Below are 17,552 nucleotides of genomic sequence, written 5' to 3' on the forward strand. Positions count from 1 at the left end.
CCCGGGCCGCCTAGCCGACTCGACCCACCCGAAACCACTAAACGCCAGCCGGGAGCCGACGCATGACCAACGCGAACCACCGCATCAATCGCGCCGCTCTCGAGCTATTCGCCAAGAAGGGCTTCGCCGCGACCGGCATCCGCGACCTCGCCGAAGCAGCGGGCGTCAGCACCGCGTCGCTGTACCATTACATGGGAACCAAGGACGACCTACTCGAACGAATCATCCTCCGTGGCATGGAGCGCACCATCGCTTACGGGCGAGGCGTGGCGGTCCTCTCCGAGGACCCGGCCACGCAGCTCGTGGGCCTCGTCCAAGCCCACGTCTGCCTCCACACAACCTACCGCCACGAGACTCGCGTCCTCGACCTAGAACTCCGCTCACTCAGAAAAACGACCCATGCCACGGTCGTCGAGCTTCGCGATAGCTACGAACAGATCTGGGCCGACATCCTCAATCGAGGCATGGCGGCCGGTACCTTCGATATCCCTGACCAGCACGTCGCCAGACTTGCACTGATCGAGATGTGCAATGGCACAGGCCTGTGGTACAACCCCAAGGGCTCACTGACGATCGCCCAGGTAGCCCACACCACCGCCGACCTTGCGCTGGGTCTGGTGCGAGCGAAGACCGCCGACGCATGCATGCGGATCGATGATCTGAGCCAGCCGATCCCATACGCTCACATCGAACGGATCGTAACTGGCGCCTTCGGGGATCTACTCGGCTGACCGCTCTTGCAACCTACGCCTGACGGATGAGAGCGGAGCAGCAGGGGCCAGGGTGTCGGCATACTTCTGCCAGCTTGTCGTGCGGCCTGTGAATAGTCGGCTCACCGATTGCGCCGGAATTTTTATATTGAACGGTCGCTAAAATTAGCGTAGTCGGCACGGGCGAGCGCCGTCAAGCGTTAGCCCCTTGCCGGTGGGCCAGTCCGCTGGGCGGTTCCTGCGGCGCTTCCGGGGACACTGGGCACTCAGTGGCTGATCGCATCAGTGGAGGTGGTCATCAAGACCCTTGTGAGACTGAACCAGGGCCAGTGCTAGCTCGGCGTACTCATCAGCGATCTGTTCGGGGCTGGTCCGGCCGCCCACGTGGTACCAGTCGACGACGGTGCGGCCCATATTGATGATCGCGCGGCTCGCCTGGTGTGGATAAGGAGTGGCGAACACGCCTTCGCTGACGCCGCGGTCCACCACGCCCCGGAACAGATTCTCCTGTTCGTTGCGCAGGGCCACGATCTGCCGATGGCCATCCTCGTCCAAGCTGCGGATCTCCGAAGCGCCGATCAGAGCCTCGGACTGTCGCCGCGTGTGGAACAAGACCCACGCGCGCACAAGTGCGCGAAGTTGTTGATCAGGTCCGCTGCCGGCAGCAAGTACCGCGGCGCGGGTTTCAGCGATTACATCGGTGAGGATGGTAGCCATGATCTCCTGCAGGATCTCCTGCTTAGAGCTGAAGTGGTAGTAGATGGAGGCGACGGTGACATCGCATTCGCGGGCGATGTCGCGCACCGACGCCCCGTGGAATCCCACCTTGGTGAACAGCCGGATCGCTCCCTGCAGAACGGCCGTACGTCCGCCACGGGTCTGCATTGCCATAGAAGTCGACCTGTCTCTCCATCTGATGTGACCGCGGTCGCGCGGTACCCGGTCACGCGGGCACAGCGCAGAAACGCCAGACTACCGCGCGACACCCCCCTCGCTTCGCCCGGACCATCAGGCGATGGCAAGGCAGCGCCCAGCGCACCCGGTCGACAAGGACGTTAACGCCGGCCGCACGATGCCGTTGCGCCAGCACCCTGACGGTCGGCGCGCGCTCGACCTCGCCACCTACACACCATTCACCACCTCGAAGACCACGTCCTCGACCGCGGCGACACACTGACCGTGCGCAAGGCCCCACGGCGTCGCTGACCGCGATCAGACGAAGCCGCGGCGGCACTCAAGAGCCGACCGACTGCCGGGGTCCAGCCGGGTCCCCGGCAACCGTTCAACGTTGATGTCCACAGACGATGACGCTGCGCTGCTCGGGGCATAGGCAGCGCGAAAGGAGTCGGCAGTGACTGTCGAAATCAGGTTCGTCGACGCAGTTGCCGAGATTCGGTTGAGCCGTCCTGAGGTCGGCAACGCGCTCGACCTGCCCACAGCCACGGAACTGAACGAGGCGGTCGCCACCGCCGGGCAGGCCAGATCCCGCGCCATCCTGCTCACTGGCGCCGGCCGGCACTTCTGCGTCGGCGGAGATCTGCGCGCGATGCTCGCCGCACCCGATCCGAGCGACTACGTCGCCGAACTCGCCGAGCAGTTCCACCGCACGGTTCAGGCGCTGGTCGACGCCGAGGCCGTGCTGGTGTGCGCCGTGGACGGCGCCGCGGCTGGTGCAGGGCTCGCGCTCACACTGCTGTGTGACCTCGTGATCGCAAGCCCCACAGCGCGGTTTCTGACCGCCTACACCACCGCTGGTCTCACCCCTGACGGAGGTACGACCTGGCACCTCCCCCGCGTTGTCGGCCGCCGTCGAGCCGCCGACCTATTGCTGAACGAACGCGTCCTGTCCGCCGACGACGCGGTCGAGTGGGGAGTCGTCAGCAGCATCGCCGACGACGGCGACCTCGAGCGGGCCGCACGTCTACTGGCGCAGCGCAACGCGCGACCCGAGCTGGCCGCCACCGCCCGACTGCTGCGGCAGGCGTCCACCGGCGGCCTCGCGGCGCATCTGGCCGCCGAAGCCGCCTCCATCGCCGCCCGTTCGGCCCTGCCTGAAGTTCGGGCGCGGATGCACGCGGTGCTGGAGCACTGACCCATCCAGATGGAGGCTCTTGCGGGCCGCCACCACGGCCACGTATCTTTAGCGAGCGTTCGGTAAGGTTCTTGAACTGGGAGGTTCGATGCAGATCGCCGGCAGGACGGCGCTGGTCACTGGAGGAGCATCCGGGCTCGGATTAGCCACGGTCCGCCGGTTGGTGGACGAGGGAGCTCGGGTTGTCGCGCTCGATCTGCCGACCGCCTCACAGGAGGGGCTCGCCGACCTCGGTGATGCCGTCGCGTTCGTGGGTGCGGACGTCACCGATCCTGTCGCGGTGCAGGCGGCGGTGGACACAGCGAACGCAAGCAAGTCGCTGGGCATCGTGGTCAACTGCGCCGGCATCGGCCCGGCGATCAAGACGGTCAGCAAGCACGGCCCGTTCCCGCTGCGGGACTTCATGAAGGTCGTCTCGGTCAACCTCGTCGGGACGTTCAACGTCATCCGCCTAGCTGCCACGGCGATCGCCAAGAACGAGAGCATCGACGGCGAGCGCGGCGTCATCGTCAACACCGCGTCGGTGGCTGCGTTCGACGGACAGATCGGCCAGGCCGCGTACTCCGCCTCCAAGGGTGGCATCGTCGGCCTGACCCTACCCGTGGCCCGTGACCTCGCGTCATACGAGATCCGAGTGGTCACCATCGCGCCCGGCTTGTTCGAGACGCCGCTGCTGGCAACGCTGCCCGAAGACGTGCGCGCGTCGTTGGGCGCGCAGGTTCCGCACCCGCGCCGGCTCGGGCAGCCGTCCGAGTACGCCGATTTGGTGGCCTCGATCGTGCGCAATCCAATGCTCAACGGCGAGACGATCCGCCTGGACGGCGCGATCCGGATGGCCCCGCGCTGAACCGCCCCACCACCTGCCCTGCATGGGCTCAGCGTCGGCCCCGCCTCGCAGCATCGAAGGAGTAAGGATGATCAGCACGCAGTTCACCCGCGATCTGGGTGTCGCCCATCCGATCCTGTGTGGCGGGATGACCGGCTATGGCACGGCACCGTTGATCAGTGCGGTGGCGAACGCCGGAGCGCTGGGGTTCTTGACCGCGTTGACGCAACCGACGCCGGAGGACCTGGTCCAGGAGATCGCCCGTACCCGCGACCTGACCGACCGTCCTTTCGGAGTCAACTTGACGATCCTGCCCACGATCAACCCCGTCCCGTACGACGAGTACCGGGCCGCGATCGTCGAGTCCGGCATCAAAGTCGTCGAGACCGCCGGGTCGAGCCCGGCACCGCATCTGCCGGACTTCAAGGCCGCCGGGATCGTGGTGATCCACAAAGCCACCAGCGTGCGGCATGCCCTGTCGGCCCAGGCCAAGGGTGTCGACTACATCAGCATCGACGGCTTCGAGTGCGCCGGCCACCCCGGCGAGGACGACGTCCCCGGACTCGTCCTGATTCCCGCGGCCGTCAAGGCGCTGGACATCCCGGTAATCGCATCAGGCGGCATCGCCACCGGCTCCGGGCTGGTGGCCGCACTGGCGATGGGGGCATGCGCGGTGAACATGGGCACCCGGTTCATCGCCACCGACGAGGCGCCCGCCCATACCAACGTCAAACAGCAGATCGTGGCCAACAGCGAACGCGACACCGTGCTCGTGTTCCGTTCCTTCCACAACACCGCCCGGGTGGCCCGCAACTCGATCTCCGAGCAGATCGCCGAGATCGGCGCCCACCCGGGGTCGAGCTTCGCCGACGTCGCCGAACTCGCCTCCGGTGCCCGCGGTCGGCAGCGGGTCCTGATCGAGGGCGACGTCGAAGGCGGGGTGTGGTGGGCCGGGCAGAGCCAGGGACTGATCGATGACATCGCCCCGTGCGCCGAGGTGATCGAGGCGATCGTGGCCGAGGCCGAACACATCATCGGTACCCGACTGCCGGACTACCTGGCATGAGCACCGCACACACGTCGACGGGTCCGCTGGCCGGTCTGCGGGTCGTTGAGCTGGCCGGCATCGGGCCAGGCCCGCACGCCTGCATGGTGCTGGCCGACTTCGGGGCCGACGTCGTCCGTATCGAGCGGCCCACCCCGGGCTTGGACGTGTTGAGCGGCAAACCGGATCACCTGCTGCGCAGCAGGCGGTCGTTCGCCGCCGACCTGAAGAACGCCGATGATCTGGCAGCTGTGCGCCGGCTCATCGACGCCGCCGACGTGCTGGTCGAGGGCTACCGGCCCGGTGTGGCCGAGCGGCTGGGCTTGGGCCCGGAGGTTGTGCTCGAGGCCAACCCCCGGCTGGTCTATGCGCGGATGACCGGTTGGGGCCAGCACGGCCCCCGCGCGCGGACAGCTGGGCACGACATCAACTACATCGCCCTGACCGGCGCGCTGCACTCGATCGCCCGGCCGGGGCAGCCGCCGTCGGTGCCGGTCAACCTGGTCGGGGATTTCGGCGGCGGCTCGATGCTGTGCCTGGTCGGTGTGTTGGCGGCGCTGTGGGAGCGGGAGTGCTCCGGGCGCGGGCAGGTGATCGACGTGGCGATGGTCGACGGCGCCTCGCTGCTGATGCAGATGACCTGGGCCATGTTCGGCGCCGGAGCGTGGGTCGACCGGCCAGCCAGCAATCTGCTCGACGGCGGTGCACCGTTCTACGACGTCTATCAGTGCGCCGACGGCCGCTACGTCGCCCTCGGCGCCCTCGAACCACCGTTCTACGCCGCGCTGCTGGCCGGGCTCGGCCTTGACGCTGCTGAGCTGCCCGAGCAGTACGACCGCGCCGGCTGGCCCGAGCTGCGCGCGCGAATCGCCGCACGTCTGGCTACCAGGACACGCGACGAATGGACGGCCGTGTTCGCCGGGACCGATGCCTGCGTCACCCCGGTACTGTCGCTCGCCGAGGCCCCGGCCGACCCGCACCTGTCCGCCCGCGGCACCTTCACCGACATCGACGGGACTACCCAGCCCGCCCCGGCACCGCGGTTCTCCCGCTCCACACCCACGAATCCCCGTCCACCGCGAACGCCGGGGGCGGACAACGAGTCGGTCCTGCGGGACTGGCTCGCCCCGGACGTCCAGGAGCGTGCGCATGCCGGTTGACCGGTTGATGCCGACCGAGGAGTCGGCCGCGCTGATCGAGTTGGCGCGCAGCATCGCCGACAAGGAACTACGCCCCGCCGCCGGCGAGGCCGAACGCACCCACACCTTCCCCCGTGAGGCGTTCCGAACCCTCGGCCGCGCGGGTCTGCTCGGGCTGCCCTACCCCGAGCAGTGTGGCGGCGGAGGCCAACCGTACGAGGTGTACCTGCAGGTACTGGAGGAAATCGCCGCAGCGTGGGCCGCGGTCGGGGTCGGGGTCAGCGTCCACGCCCTCTCATGTTTCGCACTGTTCCACGCCGGCACCGAAGACCAGAAACAGCGGTGGCTGCCGGACATGCTCGGTGGGGAACTGCTCGGCGCGTACTGCCTGTCCGAGGCGCATGCCGGCTCCGACCCGGCCGCGATGCACGCCCGCGCACTCCTCGAGGGCGGGGACTACCTGCTGACTGGGGCGAAGGCATGGACCACCCACGGCGGTCAGGCCGACTTTTACACCGTCATGGCCCGCGTCCCCGACGCTGTTGACGAAGCGAGTCAGGCGACCGCTGGCGACAGCCGCGGGCGAGGGATCTCCTGCTTCCTCATACCTGCATCGACGCCCGGCCTGTCAGCGGACCGGCCCGAGGACAAGATGGGGCTGATGAGCTCGACGACGGCCACGATGCTGTTCGACCAGGCCCGGGTCCCGGCCGGGCGCCGGATCGGCGCCGAAGGGGAAGGGCTGTCGATCGCATTGGCTGCGCTGGACTCCGGCCGGCTCGGCATCGCCGCGGTCGCCACCGGTGTGGCGCAGGCCGCGCTGGACGCCGCCGTGGCCTACGCGAAGGAACGGGAAGCGTTCGGCAGGGCGATCATCGACCACCAGGGCCTCGCCTTCGTGCTGGCCGACATGGCCGCCGCCGTTGAGTCGGCCCGCGCCACCTACCTGCACGCCGCGCGGCTGTGCGACGCCGGGCATCCCTTCTCCAGGCAGGCGTCGATCGCCAAGCTCGTCGCGACCGACAACGCTATGAAGGTGACCACCGACGCCGTACAGGTCCTCGGCGGCGCCGGCTACACCCGCGACTTCCCGGTCGAACGCTACATGCGCGAAGCCAAGGTCATGCAGATCTTCGAGGGCACCAACCAGATCCAACGTCTGGTCATCAGCCGCGGCCTACGCAGCTAGACGCAGAGGCAGCGCGACCCCGACCGCCGAGCTGGTCTCGTCGGCGCCACACCACGAAAGAAAGGAACACCGATCATGACGACGGCCGTCATCGTCGATATCGTCCGCACCGCGTCAGGCAAGGGAAAGCCCGGCGGCGCCCTGTCCGGTGTTCACCCGGTCGACCTGCTGGCGGCCGTCCTGAAGGCACTAGTCGAGCGCAACGACCTCGATCCCGCGCTCGTGGAGGACGTCATCGCTGGTTGCGTCACCCAGTCCGGCGACCAGGCTCTCAATGTGGCTCGCAACGCCCTGCTGACGGCCGGGTTCCCGATCGAGGTGCCCGGCACCAGCGTCGACCGACAGTGCGGCTCCTCCCAGCAGGCCGCCCACTTCGCCGCCCAGGGCGTGATCGCCGGCGCCTACGACATCGTGATCGCCGCCGGCGTCGAGTCGATGAGCCGCGTGCGGATGTTCGCGTCCGCCGCTGGGGGCGACCCGCAGAGTCCACTTGCCAGGCGGTTCCCCAGCCTGCCGCCGCAGGGCGTCGGCGCCGAACTGGTCGCCGCCCGCTGGAAGCTGGACCGCGAGGCCCTGGACGCCTTCTCGGCTGAGTCTCACCGCCGCGCTGCCGAGTCCGCCGCCCAAGGCCTGTTCGGCAACGAGATCATTCCCGTTGCCCTGCCCAACGGCATGAGCCACACGGTCGATGAGACGGTGCGTCCGTCCACCACGGTCGAGGCCCTGGCGGGCCTGCCGTCGGCATTCCACGACGACGAACTCGCCCAGCGGTACCCGGAGATCGGCTGGCACATCACCCCGGGCAACTCCTCCCCGCTGACCGACGGCGCCAGCGGCGCGCTGATCATGAGCGAGGAAAAGGCGAACGAGCTGGGGCTGACCCCACGTGCCCGCTTCCACACCTTCACCGTGGTCGGCTCCGACCCGGAGATCATGCTCACCGGCCCTATCCCCGCAACCACCAAGGCGCTGAAGAAGGCTGGCCTGTCCATCGGGGACATCGACGCCTACGAGGTCAACGAAGCGTTCGCCCCCGTCCCGCTCGCCTGGGCGGCCGACCTGAACGCCGACCCGGCCCGGCTCAACCCACGCGGCGGCGCGATCGCGCTCGGGCACCCGCTCGGCGGCTCCGGCACCCGCCTCATGGCCACCCTGGTCAACCACCTCGAGGCCACCGGAGGACGCTACGGCTTGCAGACCATGTGCGAGGGCGGCGGCATGGCCAACGCCACCATCATCGAACGCCTCGGCTGACCCGCGAAGACAACTCAACGATGAGGACGAGACGATGAGCACCGAGCAGCAGGACGTCCAAGTGAGCACCGAGGGCAGCATCCTGGTCATCACCCTGAACCGGCCCCAGGCCAGGAACGCGATCACCCTTCCGGTCGCGCAGGCGATCGCCGCGGCTGTCGACGAACTCGACGGCAACGACGCTTTGGCCGTCGGCATCATCACCGGCGCCGACGGCGTATTCTGCGCCGGAATGGACCTCAAGGGGTTCGTCGACGGCGAGCTTCCGCAACTGCCCGGCCGCGGCTTCGCCGGCATCGTGCAGGCCCCGCCGGCCAAGCCCCTCGTCGCCGCTGTCGAGGGCTACGCCCTGGCCGGCGGGTTCGAAATCGCGCTGGCCTGCGACCTGATCACCGCCGGGCGCGGCGCGCGGTTCGGGATACCGGAGGTCAAACGCGGACTCGTCGCGGCCGGCGGCGCGCTGCTGCGGCTGCCAGAACGCATCCCACCCAACGTGGCAACCCAGCTCGCGCTGACCGGCGAGTTCCTCGACGCGCCGCGCGCGCACGAGCTCGGGCTGGTCAACGCCCTGGTCGAGGACGGCAAGGCACTGGACGCCGCCCTCGACCTGGCCGCTGCGATCGCAGTCAACGGGCCGCTGGCCGTGCGCGCCAGCAAACGCATCATCGCTGAAGCCCCTGGCTGGCCCCGCGAGGAACGCTGGACGCGACAAGAACAGATCACCGACCCGGTCTTCGTCTCCCACGACGCCATCGAGGGCGCCTCCGCGTTCGCCGAGAAGCGGCCACCGAACTGGCGCGGCGAGTAGAGCCAGCTAGTGTCGCGTGATTCTGGTTGCGTTATGTCGGTCGATCGTTGATCCTGGTGTGATGCTGACCGAGACCCAGATCGCAGAGCTGCGGACGGTGATCAACAGCCGGGACGTGCCGGCGGTGGTGGCGACCAGGGCGCGGATCGTGCTGTGGATGGCGGAGGGCAAGCGCCGCAAGGATGTTGCGGCACTGGCCGGGGTGTCACTGCCCACTGTGGACCGTTGGGTCGACAGGTACGCAGGCAACGGACTGGCCGGCCTGGAAGACGGATCCCACGCCGCGCCTCGCGAGCAGGTCCCGGCCGCCGTCCGAGCTCGGATCCTGGCGTTGACCAGGGCCACGCCGCCGGTGGAGACGGGTCTGTCGCACTGGTCGAGCCGGCAGCTGGCCGCATACCTGAAACGCACCGAGGGCGTGTCGGTGTCCTGGCACTACGTGGCGAAACTGTGGCGGGACAACGATCTCAAGCCACACCGGCAGGGCACCTTCAAACTGTCCAAAGACCCGCGGTTCGCCGAGAAGGTCGCCGACATCGTCGGCTTGTACCTCGACCCGCCCGGCGGTGCGGTCGTGCTCTCGATCGACGAAAAGACCCAAGTCCAGGCCCTCGATCGCACCCAACCGTTGCTGCCTATGGACTTCGGGGTCACCGAGCAACGCACCCACGACTACAAACGCCACGGCATCGCCAGGCTCTTCGCTGCCCTGGACGTTGCCACCGGCCAGGTTGTCGCCGACTGCCAGCCGGTCCGCGACGGCGCCCGGTTCCTGGCGTTCTTGCGTAAAGCCGTGAAACCCCACGCCGGCAAAGAGATCCACGTGGTCCTGGACAACCTGTCCACCCACAACACCCCCGACGTCCAGGCCTGGCTGGCCGCGAACCCGAACGTCACGTTCCACTTCACCCCGACCGGCAGCAGCTGGTTGAACATGATCGAAATCTGGTTCGGGTTGATCACCCGCCAGTCCATCCGCCGCGGCACGTTCACCTCGGTCAACGCCCTCATCGTGCGCATCCGCGACTACGTGCAGCACTGGAACACCGACGCCAAACCTTTCATCTGGACCGCCACCGCCGACGAGATCCTCGCCAAGGTCCGCTGGGTCCAGACCAGCGCCAAACAACTCGTCAACAACAACACGAGGTAACGACACCAGGATCACGCGACACTAGCCCTTCGCTGTGCCACCACTCGACGACTCCCGAGGAACCCCAATGGACCGCTGCATCTTCGAGCCCGAACACGAGATCTACCGTGCCAGCGTGCGGACCTGGATCGAAAAGCACGTCGTTCCCGACTACCCCGCGTGGGACAAGGCCCGGCTCGTGCCCCGCACGCTATTCAACCAGGCCGCCGACCTCGGCGCCTTCGCCGCCGTACCCGAGCAGTACGGCGGCGCCGGAGTCTGCGACTTCCGTTACAACGCCATCCTGATCGAAGAAGCCGCCCACCTCGGCGTAGCCCCCGCCGTCGCTGGCATCGCACTGCAGGCCGACATCTGCATGCCCTACCTGCTCGACCTCACCACCGACGAACAGAAACAGCGTTGGCTGCCTGACGTCACCAGCGGCCGCAGCATCACTGCGATCGCTATGACCGAGCCCGGCGCCGGCTCCGATCTGGCCGGCATCCGCACCCGCGCCGTGCGCCACGGCGATCACTACATCGTCAACGGCGCCAAGACCTTCATCTCCAACGGCATCAACGCCGACCTAGTCATCACCGTCGTCCGCACCGGCGAGGACCGCCACCAAGGACTGAGCCTGTTGGTCATCGAACGCGACACACCCGGGTTTGAGCGCGGCCGCAACCTCGACAAGGTCGGCCAGCACGCCCAAGACACTGCGGAACTGTCCTTCACCGACGCCCGCGTCCCCGCCGCCAACCTCCTCGGCGAAGAAGGCACCGGATTCGCCGGACTGACCCGCAATCTCGCCCAGGAACGCGTCTCGGTCGCCACCGCTGCAATCGCCACCGCCCAGGCCGCCCTGCGCTGGACGATCGACTACGTCCGCCAACGCCACGCCTTCGGCAAAGCCATCGGGGAGTTCCAAGCCGCCCGGCACCGCATGGCCGACCTGGTCACCGAGGTCGAACTGACCCAGCTGTACGTCGACCGCTGCATCACCGAACTTAACGCTGGCACCCTCAACCGTGTCGACGCCGCCAAGGCCAAACTCTGGGCCACCGAAGTCCAAGGCCGTGTGGTCGACGCCTGCGTCCAACTCCACGGCGGCTACGGCTACATGCTCGAATACCCCATCGCCCGCGCCTACGCGGACTCCCGCGTCTCCCGCATCTACGGCGGCACCAGCGAAATCATGAAGGAAATCATCGGCCGGTCGCTCAAGCTCTCGGTCTGACGTTGCGAGCGACGATCATGTACCGTCTCAGGTCCGCCCACGTGCAGGGGGCCCGATCCCGTCGCTGACAAACATGAGCGACGACCCAGTTGCTGTCAGGGCACAGCGAACGGCGGCGCAGAGCCAGTGCGGGAGGTGGCTGGAGCGCGGCGGTGGACTTGGGTGACGATGCGCCGGTAGAACCGAGGCGCGCAGGGAGTCGGCCCAGGCCGCTGGCCGGGAGAGCACAGCCGCGACCGTGGAGGGGTTCCAATTGTCGTCTTCGGCCCCGGCGAGCAGGCCGAGCGGTGCGCTGCCGCGGGCCACGTCATGGACGACGCGGCGCCATGGCCGCTGTTCTTCTTCGCTGCGGCGGTCCATGTCGATCAAGTCGGCGCGCAGTTACTCCTGATCGGTGGTCTGGAACCGGCGCAGGTGGATGCTGTCGGGCCATTGCTCCCTGAGTTTGTCGGCCAGGACGCGCAGGCCTCGATCGAGCATGTCGCGCTCAGGTCTGCACGCGGGTCGCCCGGACTCACCGGCGGCGATCTAGACTTGCCGGGACGGCGTGCGCCGCCATCCGGGGGAAGTGGGCCTGCCACTGCCGCAGCACCGTCCCGGGCTTCGGCGCCGGTCACTGCAATGATCAGCCGCTAGGTCCCGCAAGGCCAGGTTTTGGCCGTGCCACGCTGTGAGTAGGCGCGGCCCGCATCCTCCATCGTCCATGCCTCGGGACCGATGCCGGCACCGATGGGGAGCCGCGTGAAGAGCAGGACCACGACCGGCTACGGCAGCTCCCGGCTGCATGAGACATCGCAGGCCAGCATGACGAACGTGACGGCCGCGGCAGCCTGAGCATATTGAAGCGGGTACGTGCGACAGCTGGTGCCACGGTGCCACTGCCCCGCCAGCGGCACGACCCGGCTGACCACGTTCGTCCGCGTCAGCCGGGTCGTCGCCTTTCCAATCGCAGCTCGATGATTCGCAGGGCCTTCAACAGCCGCCGGGTCATTGCGCTGGCGCCGGCCGGACTGCGGAGCGGCATCTCGCCTTTCTCGGCCGCTGCCTGCACCGCGCTGCCAAGGTGCCGCAGCCTGGTGCGGCCTCGACTGCGACCGTTGCAAGTTCGGCGAGCAGCTTCCAGGTCCCATTCCTTTGGTCGGACGACTGGCAAGATGCGCGATTGTGTGCCAGATGCACGAACCCTCTTCCGCGTCCCCTGCCCTGCCCGACAAGAGTCCGGGTCCGCCAAAGCTGGCCCCCATTGGGAACGGGGCTTCAGGGAAGCAGGTGCGTTGACTGCAAGGTCCGACCGAGGCTCGGTGAAAGCTAGCTTCGAAAGATGACAAAATCTGATACCGCGGAACGCTCGGTCGCGAGATGGTTTTCCGGCGCGGACTCGTCGGCATAACCGAGTGACATGCCGCAGATGAGCGCTTGGTCCATCGGGATCCGGAGAACTGCCCGGACGGCAGTTCCCACTCTGCACCAAGCCTCCTGGGCGCAGGTATCGAGGCCGTGCGCCCTCGCCGCAAGCATCACACTGTCCATGAAGATTCCCATGTCCAACCATTGCCCATACTTGAAGCGGCGATCCATCGTAAAGAACAAGCCGACCGGCGCCCCAAAGAAGTCGAAGTTCCGAAGCGCCGCCTCATTGCGCGCAGGATAGTCGTCTCTCGCGACGCCATACTTGGAGTAGAGATCAAATCCGATCTTTCGACGTCTGCTTACGTACGGCTCCCAAAGCTTCGGCGCATAGTCATATTCTGGTTGATCAGCACCCATCAACGCGACGCTCCGCGCCTCCTTCGCAAGCGTGTCCCGAGACTCACCTGTGGCCACGTACACGTTCCAAGGCTGGGCATTCACTCCTGAGGCCGCCCGTGATGCAAGAGCGAGGACGGCTTCAATTGTGGTCCGCTCGATGGCGTCCGGAAGAAACCTCCGAATGGACCTGCGCCCTGCGATAGCATCAACAGCCGAGACCGTTTGCTCACCGCAACGCCGGGGAACCATGGTGGACATGAAAGATCGCTCCTATAACTGCCCATGGATAAAATTTCAGCCGGTGCTCAGCCGCGGTATCGGGGTACCGCTCCGACATACGTTCCTGACGCGACAAGCAGGGGCGGATCGAAGACAGTCTTGACCCCAGCCTTCTCGTCAATCTCATTCGCAGCGCCTACAAGCTTGTGCACGGTCGAGAGCACTCGCCACGACCTATTCCCGGTGCTAACCAGCTGCGCACGCACTTCGACGAAGTCCCCGATGAAGCAGGCAACGATGAAGTCGGCACCTTCCCAACGGACAAGGAACCCCGGATCCTGCTCGTTTTGCGCTCGCAGCAGCGTGCCGGCGTCGCCCATGTAGGCCATCAGACTGCCGGCGGGAATGACACTGCTTGGGTAGTGCGTGTCCCCCGAGCGCAACCGAAGTCGAAGGGTCGCCTCATCACCGGAAATCCTCATTCCTTTCGACCTCCTACATTTCCATTGGAAAGTGGCATGCCACTTCATGGCTTGCATCGGCGTTGTGAGCCAAGGGCGGGTCCTGATGTGCGCAAATGTCCTGTGCCTGCCAGCACCGCGTCCGGAAGGGACAGCCAGTGGGTATCTCCGTCGGCGACGGCAGGTCCCCTGTCAGCACGATTCGTTCGGTCGGGGTCAGTGCCGGGTCTGGGACGGGCACCGATGACAACAGGGCGCGGGTATATGGGTGCTGGGGATTTCCGTAGATCTGCTCTCGCGCGCCGTACTCCACGACTCGACCGAAGTACATAACCGCGACATGGTGCGCGATGGTGGCGACGACGCTCAAGTCATGGGCGATGAAGACGTACGAGACGCCCGTTTGTTGTTGCATGTCGCGTAGCAGATTCACCACCTGAGCTTGAATGGAAACGTCGAGCGCCGACACAACTTCGTCGCAAACGATCACCTTGGCATGAGACGACAACGCCCGTGCGAGCGCCACTCGCTGCTGCTGCCCCCCTGAAAGTGCCGTTGGACGGCGTCCCCCAATCTCCTCAGGTAACCCAACGGCTCCAAGGAGCTCATTGACTCGCTCTCCTTTTGCACCCCGAGGGATCCGAGGTCGAATTACGTCCATCGGCTCGCGGATGATCTGCCGCACCGACATCCGAGGGTCCAGCGAAGTCGCAGGTGACTGGAAAACCATTTGCACCTGCCGCATCAGCGCGTCCTGCGCGCGTCGACGCGCTACGGCGACATCCTGCTCATGAACCAGCAGTCGTCCCTGCGAAGGCGTTTCGAGCCCTACGAGTACGCGCGCCAGGGTGGACTTCCCGCAACCGGATTCGCCGACCACTCCCAATGTCTGCCCTGGTTGAATGGAGAGACTAACACCACGAAGGGCATACACGGCGGAAGATGACCTGCCCCTGGTCCGATACGTCTTGTGTACGGCCTCCGCCCTAAGGATCGGCATAGGCTGATCAATCACGGCGTCTCCTCCGAGTTCTCGAGGCGGTCCCAGAACATACAGGCGGACCTGTGATGCACGCCAACGGTCTCGAGAGCCATAGTGTGAGATGCGCACTCCGGCCTCGCCATATAGCAACGCGGCGCGAACGTGCACCCAGGAGTAAGCAGCCCGACGCGCGGCGGATTACCCGGAATGGGTTTCAGCCGCTCGTCGATTCGATCCAACCGCGGCAACGCGTCAAGGAGGCCAACACTGTAAGGATGTCTTGGCGAGGCAAACACGTCGGTTACCGCGCCACTCTCGAGGACCGAGCCGGCGTACATGACGCATACTCGATCAGCAGTCTCGGCAACAACTCCCATATCATGAGTGATCATGATCAGGCCAAGGCCAGTTTGGCTTTGGATATCTTGCAATAGGAGAAGAATCTGGGCTTGGATCGTTACATCGAGCGCGGTCGTAGGCTCGTCCGCAATCAGGATCTCAGGGTCAGCGGCCAGGCCGATCGCAATCAGCACTCGTTGGCGCATACCTCCCGAGAACTCGTGCGGGTAGTTCGAGAGCCTACTGCTCGCCGACGGGATTCCCACCATGTTGAGCAGCTCGATGGCGCGCGCGCGTACACGCTTGGTATCCCATCGCTTGTGCAGGCGGATTGCCTCGCACAGCTGATAGCCAACCGTCAAAGATGGGTTAAGCGATGCCAAGGCGTCCTGAGCAATCAGGGCTATGCGGTTTCCGCGGATTGCGCGGAGGCGCCGTCGGCTCTGGCCAACAAGGTCAACTCCGTCCAATCGTGCTGAGCCGGCGACGGAGACCCTCCCCGCATCGGTATACAGCCCGAGCAGAGCCCGCATCGAGACCGATTTGCCCGAACCCGACTCGCCAACGACCGCCAACGTCTCACCACGACCCAGTTGCAGATCGAGGCCTCGGACAACCGTAAGCGGACCCCCTCGGGTGTTGAAGGTGACGGACAGGCCCCGGACATCGAGGAGTGGTGGCGCTGCCCTGCCATGGTCCTGTGGCCGACTTTCGATTGAGTCGGCCACTGGACCACCACTCGCGCCGCCCTCAGGCGTGTGGATCATCCGACGCTACCTCTACTTCGAAGCCGGCTGACTAGCTACCCGGATCTGCTTCAGGATGAGGTTCTCTCCGAAGGATGGCTCCCACTGCACGCGATCGCTGACGCCATAGACGGCGTTGAGTCGCCAGATGGCGCCGATCGCGTACTCATCATGCTCGATCTTCTGCGCCTCCTGCCATAACTGCAGGTTCTCATCCTGGTTCGTGGTCCGCTCGGCCCTATCGACCACTGCGTCCCACTGCGGCAGGACTGCCATCTTCATGGGCGACGTCTTGTGCAGGAATGACTTCTGCTTGCTTGGTGACCCTTCGGAGAAATCCCAGCCCGTCATCAGGAACGGGCCGCCATCCCCCTGCGCGAGCTGCGCAACGAGCCGGCCCCACTCCACCGCCTGTGGGTTAACTGTGAAGCCGACATCGTTGAGTTGCTTGTTGACGAACTCGTAGATCTGCGCGTCCGCGTTGAACCGCCCATTCGACGTCTTCGTATTGATCGTCAGCTGCTGGGGGGTATAGCCCGATTCTGCAAGAAGCTGCTTTGCCAACTTAGGATCATAGTCGTACGGCTGGATGGACTTATCGAACTGAGGCACCTCAGGAGCCATCGGAACCCCAAGTACAACGCCGTGCCCTCCGAGGATCTTGTCGACGATCTCCCTGGTGTTGATAGCGTGCGCGAACGCCTGGCGGACCTTGAGGTTATCGAAGGGGGGCTTCCGCATATCGAGCGAGAGGGTAATAACCATACCCCGGCCACTCTCTGCGATGTGAACACCATTGGTCTTCTCAAGACGGTCGATGTCCTGAATAGGTACTGCACCGATCAAGTCCACCTGGCCGGCCAGCAGCGCATTCACGCGAGTTGCGTTCTCCGGAATGAAGGAAACCACCGCCTCCGTAACGTCCGGCTTCTGCCCCCAATAGGATTCGTTACGCTCGAACGTGAGGGACTGGCCCTTCTTCCACTCCTTCAGCTTGAAGGGACCAGTTCCAACCGGATGATTACTGAGGTATTCCTTGTCGTGCTCGGCGAAGTACTTTGGAGGAGCGATGAAGACGCGGCCGGACCCACCGACCGGCTGCATGCGACGCACAAGAGACGGATCGGGATACGATGTGACTACGTCAACTGTGAATTCGTCTACCACCGTAACCGCTTTGATGGAGGAGAGTTGGCTTGCGTTTGTGGAGGCCGTCGCTGGGTTTAGAATGCGGTCAATTGAGTACTTGACAGCCTCCGCGTTAAACTTCTCCCCGTTCGTAAACTGGACATCGCGCCGCAGTGCAAAGCGCCACGTCGTGGGGTTGACCAGCTCGTAGCTCGTCGCCAGCGACGGCTTTAGGTCCCCAGTCTTTGGATCAATCTCCAGCAGCGTTTCGTAGATCTGACGCATGATATCCATGTCGGATCCGTTGCTCGAAACATGCGGATCCAGCTTGTCCAGCCCGCTACTCAAGGCGATTCGAACAACCGTTGAGGCGTTTGGCCCTTGTCCAGGCACCGACGAGCAAGCCGCCACCAGGGTTACGGCAAGACCCGCTGCCGTAGCGGCGCCGAGCTTCTTCAGGATCACTTCATATCTCCCTTACTCGACAACGAAGGGT

17 protein-coding genes are annotated in these 17,552 nt (G+C 65.7%); 11 read left to right on the plus strand and 6 right to left on the minus strand.

The annotated features are described in order from the left end of the window. Positions 1–62 precede the first annotated feature (62 nt). Positions 63–731: a TetR/AcrR family transcriptional regulator gene (locus ACQPY0_RS34395; protein WP_432970066.1), complete on the plus strand. Its 669-nt coding sequence runs from the start codon at positions 63–65 to the stop codon at positions 729–731. 261 nt (positions 732–992) lie between these two features. Here the strand turns inward: ACQPY0_RS34395 and ACQPY0_RS34400 are convergent, their stop codons facing one another. Continuing rightward, the gene (locus ACQPY0_RS34400; RefSeq protein ID WP_432970069.1) at positions 993–1,601 is read right to left on the minus strand and encodes a TetR/AcrR family transcriptional regulator; all 609 of its coding nucleotides are present in this window, start codon (positions 1,599–1,601) and stop codon (positions 993–995) included. Positions 1,602–1,725: 124 nt separating this feature from the next. On the opposite strand from ACQPY0_RS34400, the gene ACQPY0_RS34405 reads away from it, so the two are divergent. From ACQPY0_RS34405 to ACQPY0_RS34450, 10 genes are all read left to right on the plus strand, one after another. Beyond that, the gene (locus ACQPY0_RS34405; RefSeq protein ID WP_432970072.1) at positions 1,726–1,887 is read left to right on the plus strand and encodes a hypothetical protein; all 162 of its coding nucleotides are present in this window, start codon (positions 1,726–1,728) and stop codon (positions 1,885–1,887) included. A 174-nt stretch (positions 1,888–2,061) separates the two neighbouring features. Continuing rightward, positions 2,062–2,802, plus strand: a complete 741-nt coding sequence (locus tag ACQPY0_RS34410) for an enoyl-CoA hydratase/isomerase family protein (RefSeq protein WP_432970075.1) — start codon at positions 2,062–2,064, stop codon at positions 2,800–2,802. A gap of 88 nt (positions 2,803–2,890) precedes the next feature. Then, positions 2,891–3,649 carry a 3-hydroxyacyl-CoA dehydrogenase gene (locus tag ACQPY0_RS34415; protein WP_432970078.1) on the plus strand — a complete coding sequence of 253 codons (759 nt, stop codon included), beginning with the start codon at positions 2,891–2,893 and terminating at the stop codon, positions 3,647–3,649. A gap of 22 nt (positions 3,650–3,671) precedes the next feature. Continuing rightward, complete coding sequence (locus ACQPY0_RS34420) at positions 3,672–4,694, plus strand: NAD(P)H-dependent flavin oxidoreductase (RefSeq protein ID WP_432970081.1); 1,023 nt, start codon at positions 3,672–3,674, stop codon at positions 4,692–4,694. Beyond that, positions 4,691–5,833, plus strand: a complete 1,143-nt coding sequence (locus tag ACQPY0_RS34425) for a CaiB/BaiF CoA transferase family protein (RefSeq protein ID WP_432970084.1) — start codon at positions 4,691–4,693, stop codon at positions 5,831–5,833. Before ACQPY0_RS34420 ends, ACQPY0_RS34425 begins: the two co-directional genes overlap by 4 nt. After that, positions 5,823–7,001 carry an acyl-CoA dehydrogenase family protein gene (locus tag ACQPY0_RS34430; RefSeq protein ID WP_432970087.1) on the plus strand — a complete coding sequence of 393 codons (1,179 nt, stop codon included), beginning with the start codon at positions 5,823–5,825 and terminating at the stop codon, positions 6,999–7,001. Before ACQPY0_RS34425 ends, ACQPY0_RS34430 begins: the two co-directional genes overlap by 11 nt. A gap of 75 nt (positions 7,002–7,076) precedes the next feature. Beyond that, the gene (locus tag ACQPY0_RS34435) at positions 7,077–8,255 is read left to right on the plus strand and encodes a thiolase family protein (RefSeq protein ID WP_432970090.1); all 1,179 of its coding nucleotides are present in this window, start codon (positions 7,077–7,079) and stop codon (positions 8,253–8,255) included. Positions 8,256–8,289: 34 nt separating this feature from the next. Then, positions 8,290–9,063: a crotonase/enoyl-CoA hydratase family protein gene (locus ACQPY0_RS34440; RefSeq protein ID WP_432970093.1), complete on the plus strand. Its 774-nt coding sequence runs from the start codon at positions 8,290–8,292 to the stop codon at positions 9,061–9,063. A 58-nt stretch (positions 9,064–9,121) separates the two neighbouring features. After that, the gene (locus tag ACQPY0_RS34445; protein ID WP_432995421.1) at positions 9,122–10,216 is read left to right on the plus strand and encodes an IS630 family transposase; all 1,095 of its coding nucleotides are present in this window, start codon (positions 9,122–9,124) and stop codon (positions 10,214–10,216) included. Positions 10,217–10,283: 67 nt separating this feature from the next. Next, the gene (locus ACQPY0_RS34450) at positions 10,284–11,432 is read left to right on the plus strand and encodes an acyl-CoA dehydrogenase family protein (RefSeq protein ID WP_432970096.1); all 1,149 of its coding nucleotides are present in this window, start codon (positions 10,284–10,286) and stop codon (positions 11,430–11,432) included. Between the two features lie 1,308 nt (positions 11,433–12,740). Here ACQPY0_RS34450 and ACQPY0_RS34455 read toward each other — a convergent pair. The 5 genes from ACQPY0_RS34455 to ACQPY0_RS34475 form a co-directional block, all read right to left on the minus strand. Further along, positions 12,741–13,439 carry a nitroreductase gene (locus tag ACQPY0_RS34455; protein ID WP_432970099.1) on the minus strand — a complete coding sequence of 233 codons (699 nt, stop codon included), beginning with the start codon at positions 13,437–13,439 and terminating at the stop codon, positions 12,741–12,743. Positions 13,440–13,486: 47 nt separating this feature from the next. Further along, positions 13,487–13,882 carry a hypothetical protein gene (locus ACQPY0_RS34460; protein ID WP_432970102.1) on the minus strand — a complete coding sequence of 132 codons (396 nt, stop codon included), beginning with the start codon at positions 13,880–13,882 and terminating at the stop codon, positions 13,487–13,489. A gap of 13 nt (positions 13,883–13,895) precedes the next feature. Beyond that, a complete protein-coding gene (locus tag ACQPY0_RS34465; protein WP_432995498.1) occupies positions 13,896–14,861 on the minus strand; it encodes an ABC transporter ATP-binding protein in 966 nt (321 codons plus the stop codon). A gap of 11 nt (positions 14,862–14,872) precedes the next feature. Further along, entirely contained in the window at positions 14,873–15,757 is an 885-nt protein-coding gene (locus ACQPY0_RS34470) for an ABC transporter ATP-binding protein (protein WP_432970104.1), read from the minus strand. 204 nt (positions 15,758–15,961) lie between these two features. Beyond that, positions 15,962–17,521 (minus strand): ABC transporter substrate-binding protein, encoded by a 1,560-nt coding sequence (locus tag ACQPY0_RS34475; protein ID WP_432970106.1) that lies wholly within the window; start codon positions 17,519–17,521, stop codon positions 15,962–15,964. Between the last annotated feature and the right edge of the window lie 31 nt (positions 17,522–17,552).

This window comes from Dactylosporangium sp. CA-233914, assembly GCF_050942935.1.
GTDB lineage: Bacteria > Actinomycetota > Actinomycetes > Mycobacteriales > Micromonosporaceae > Dactylosporangium.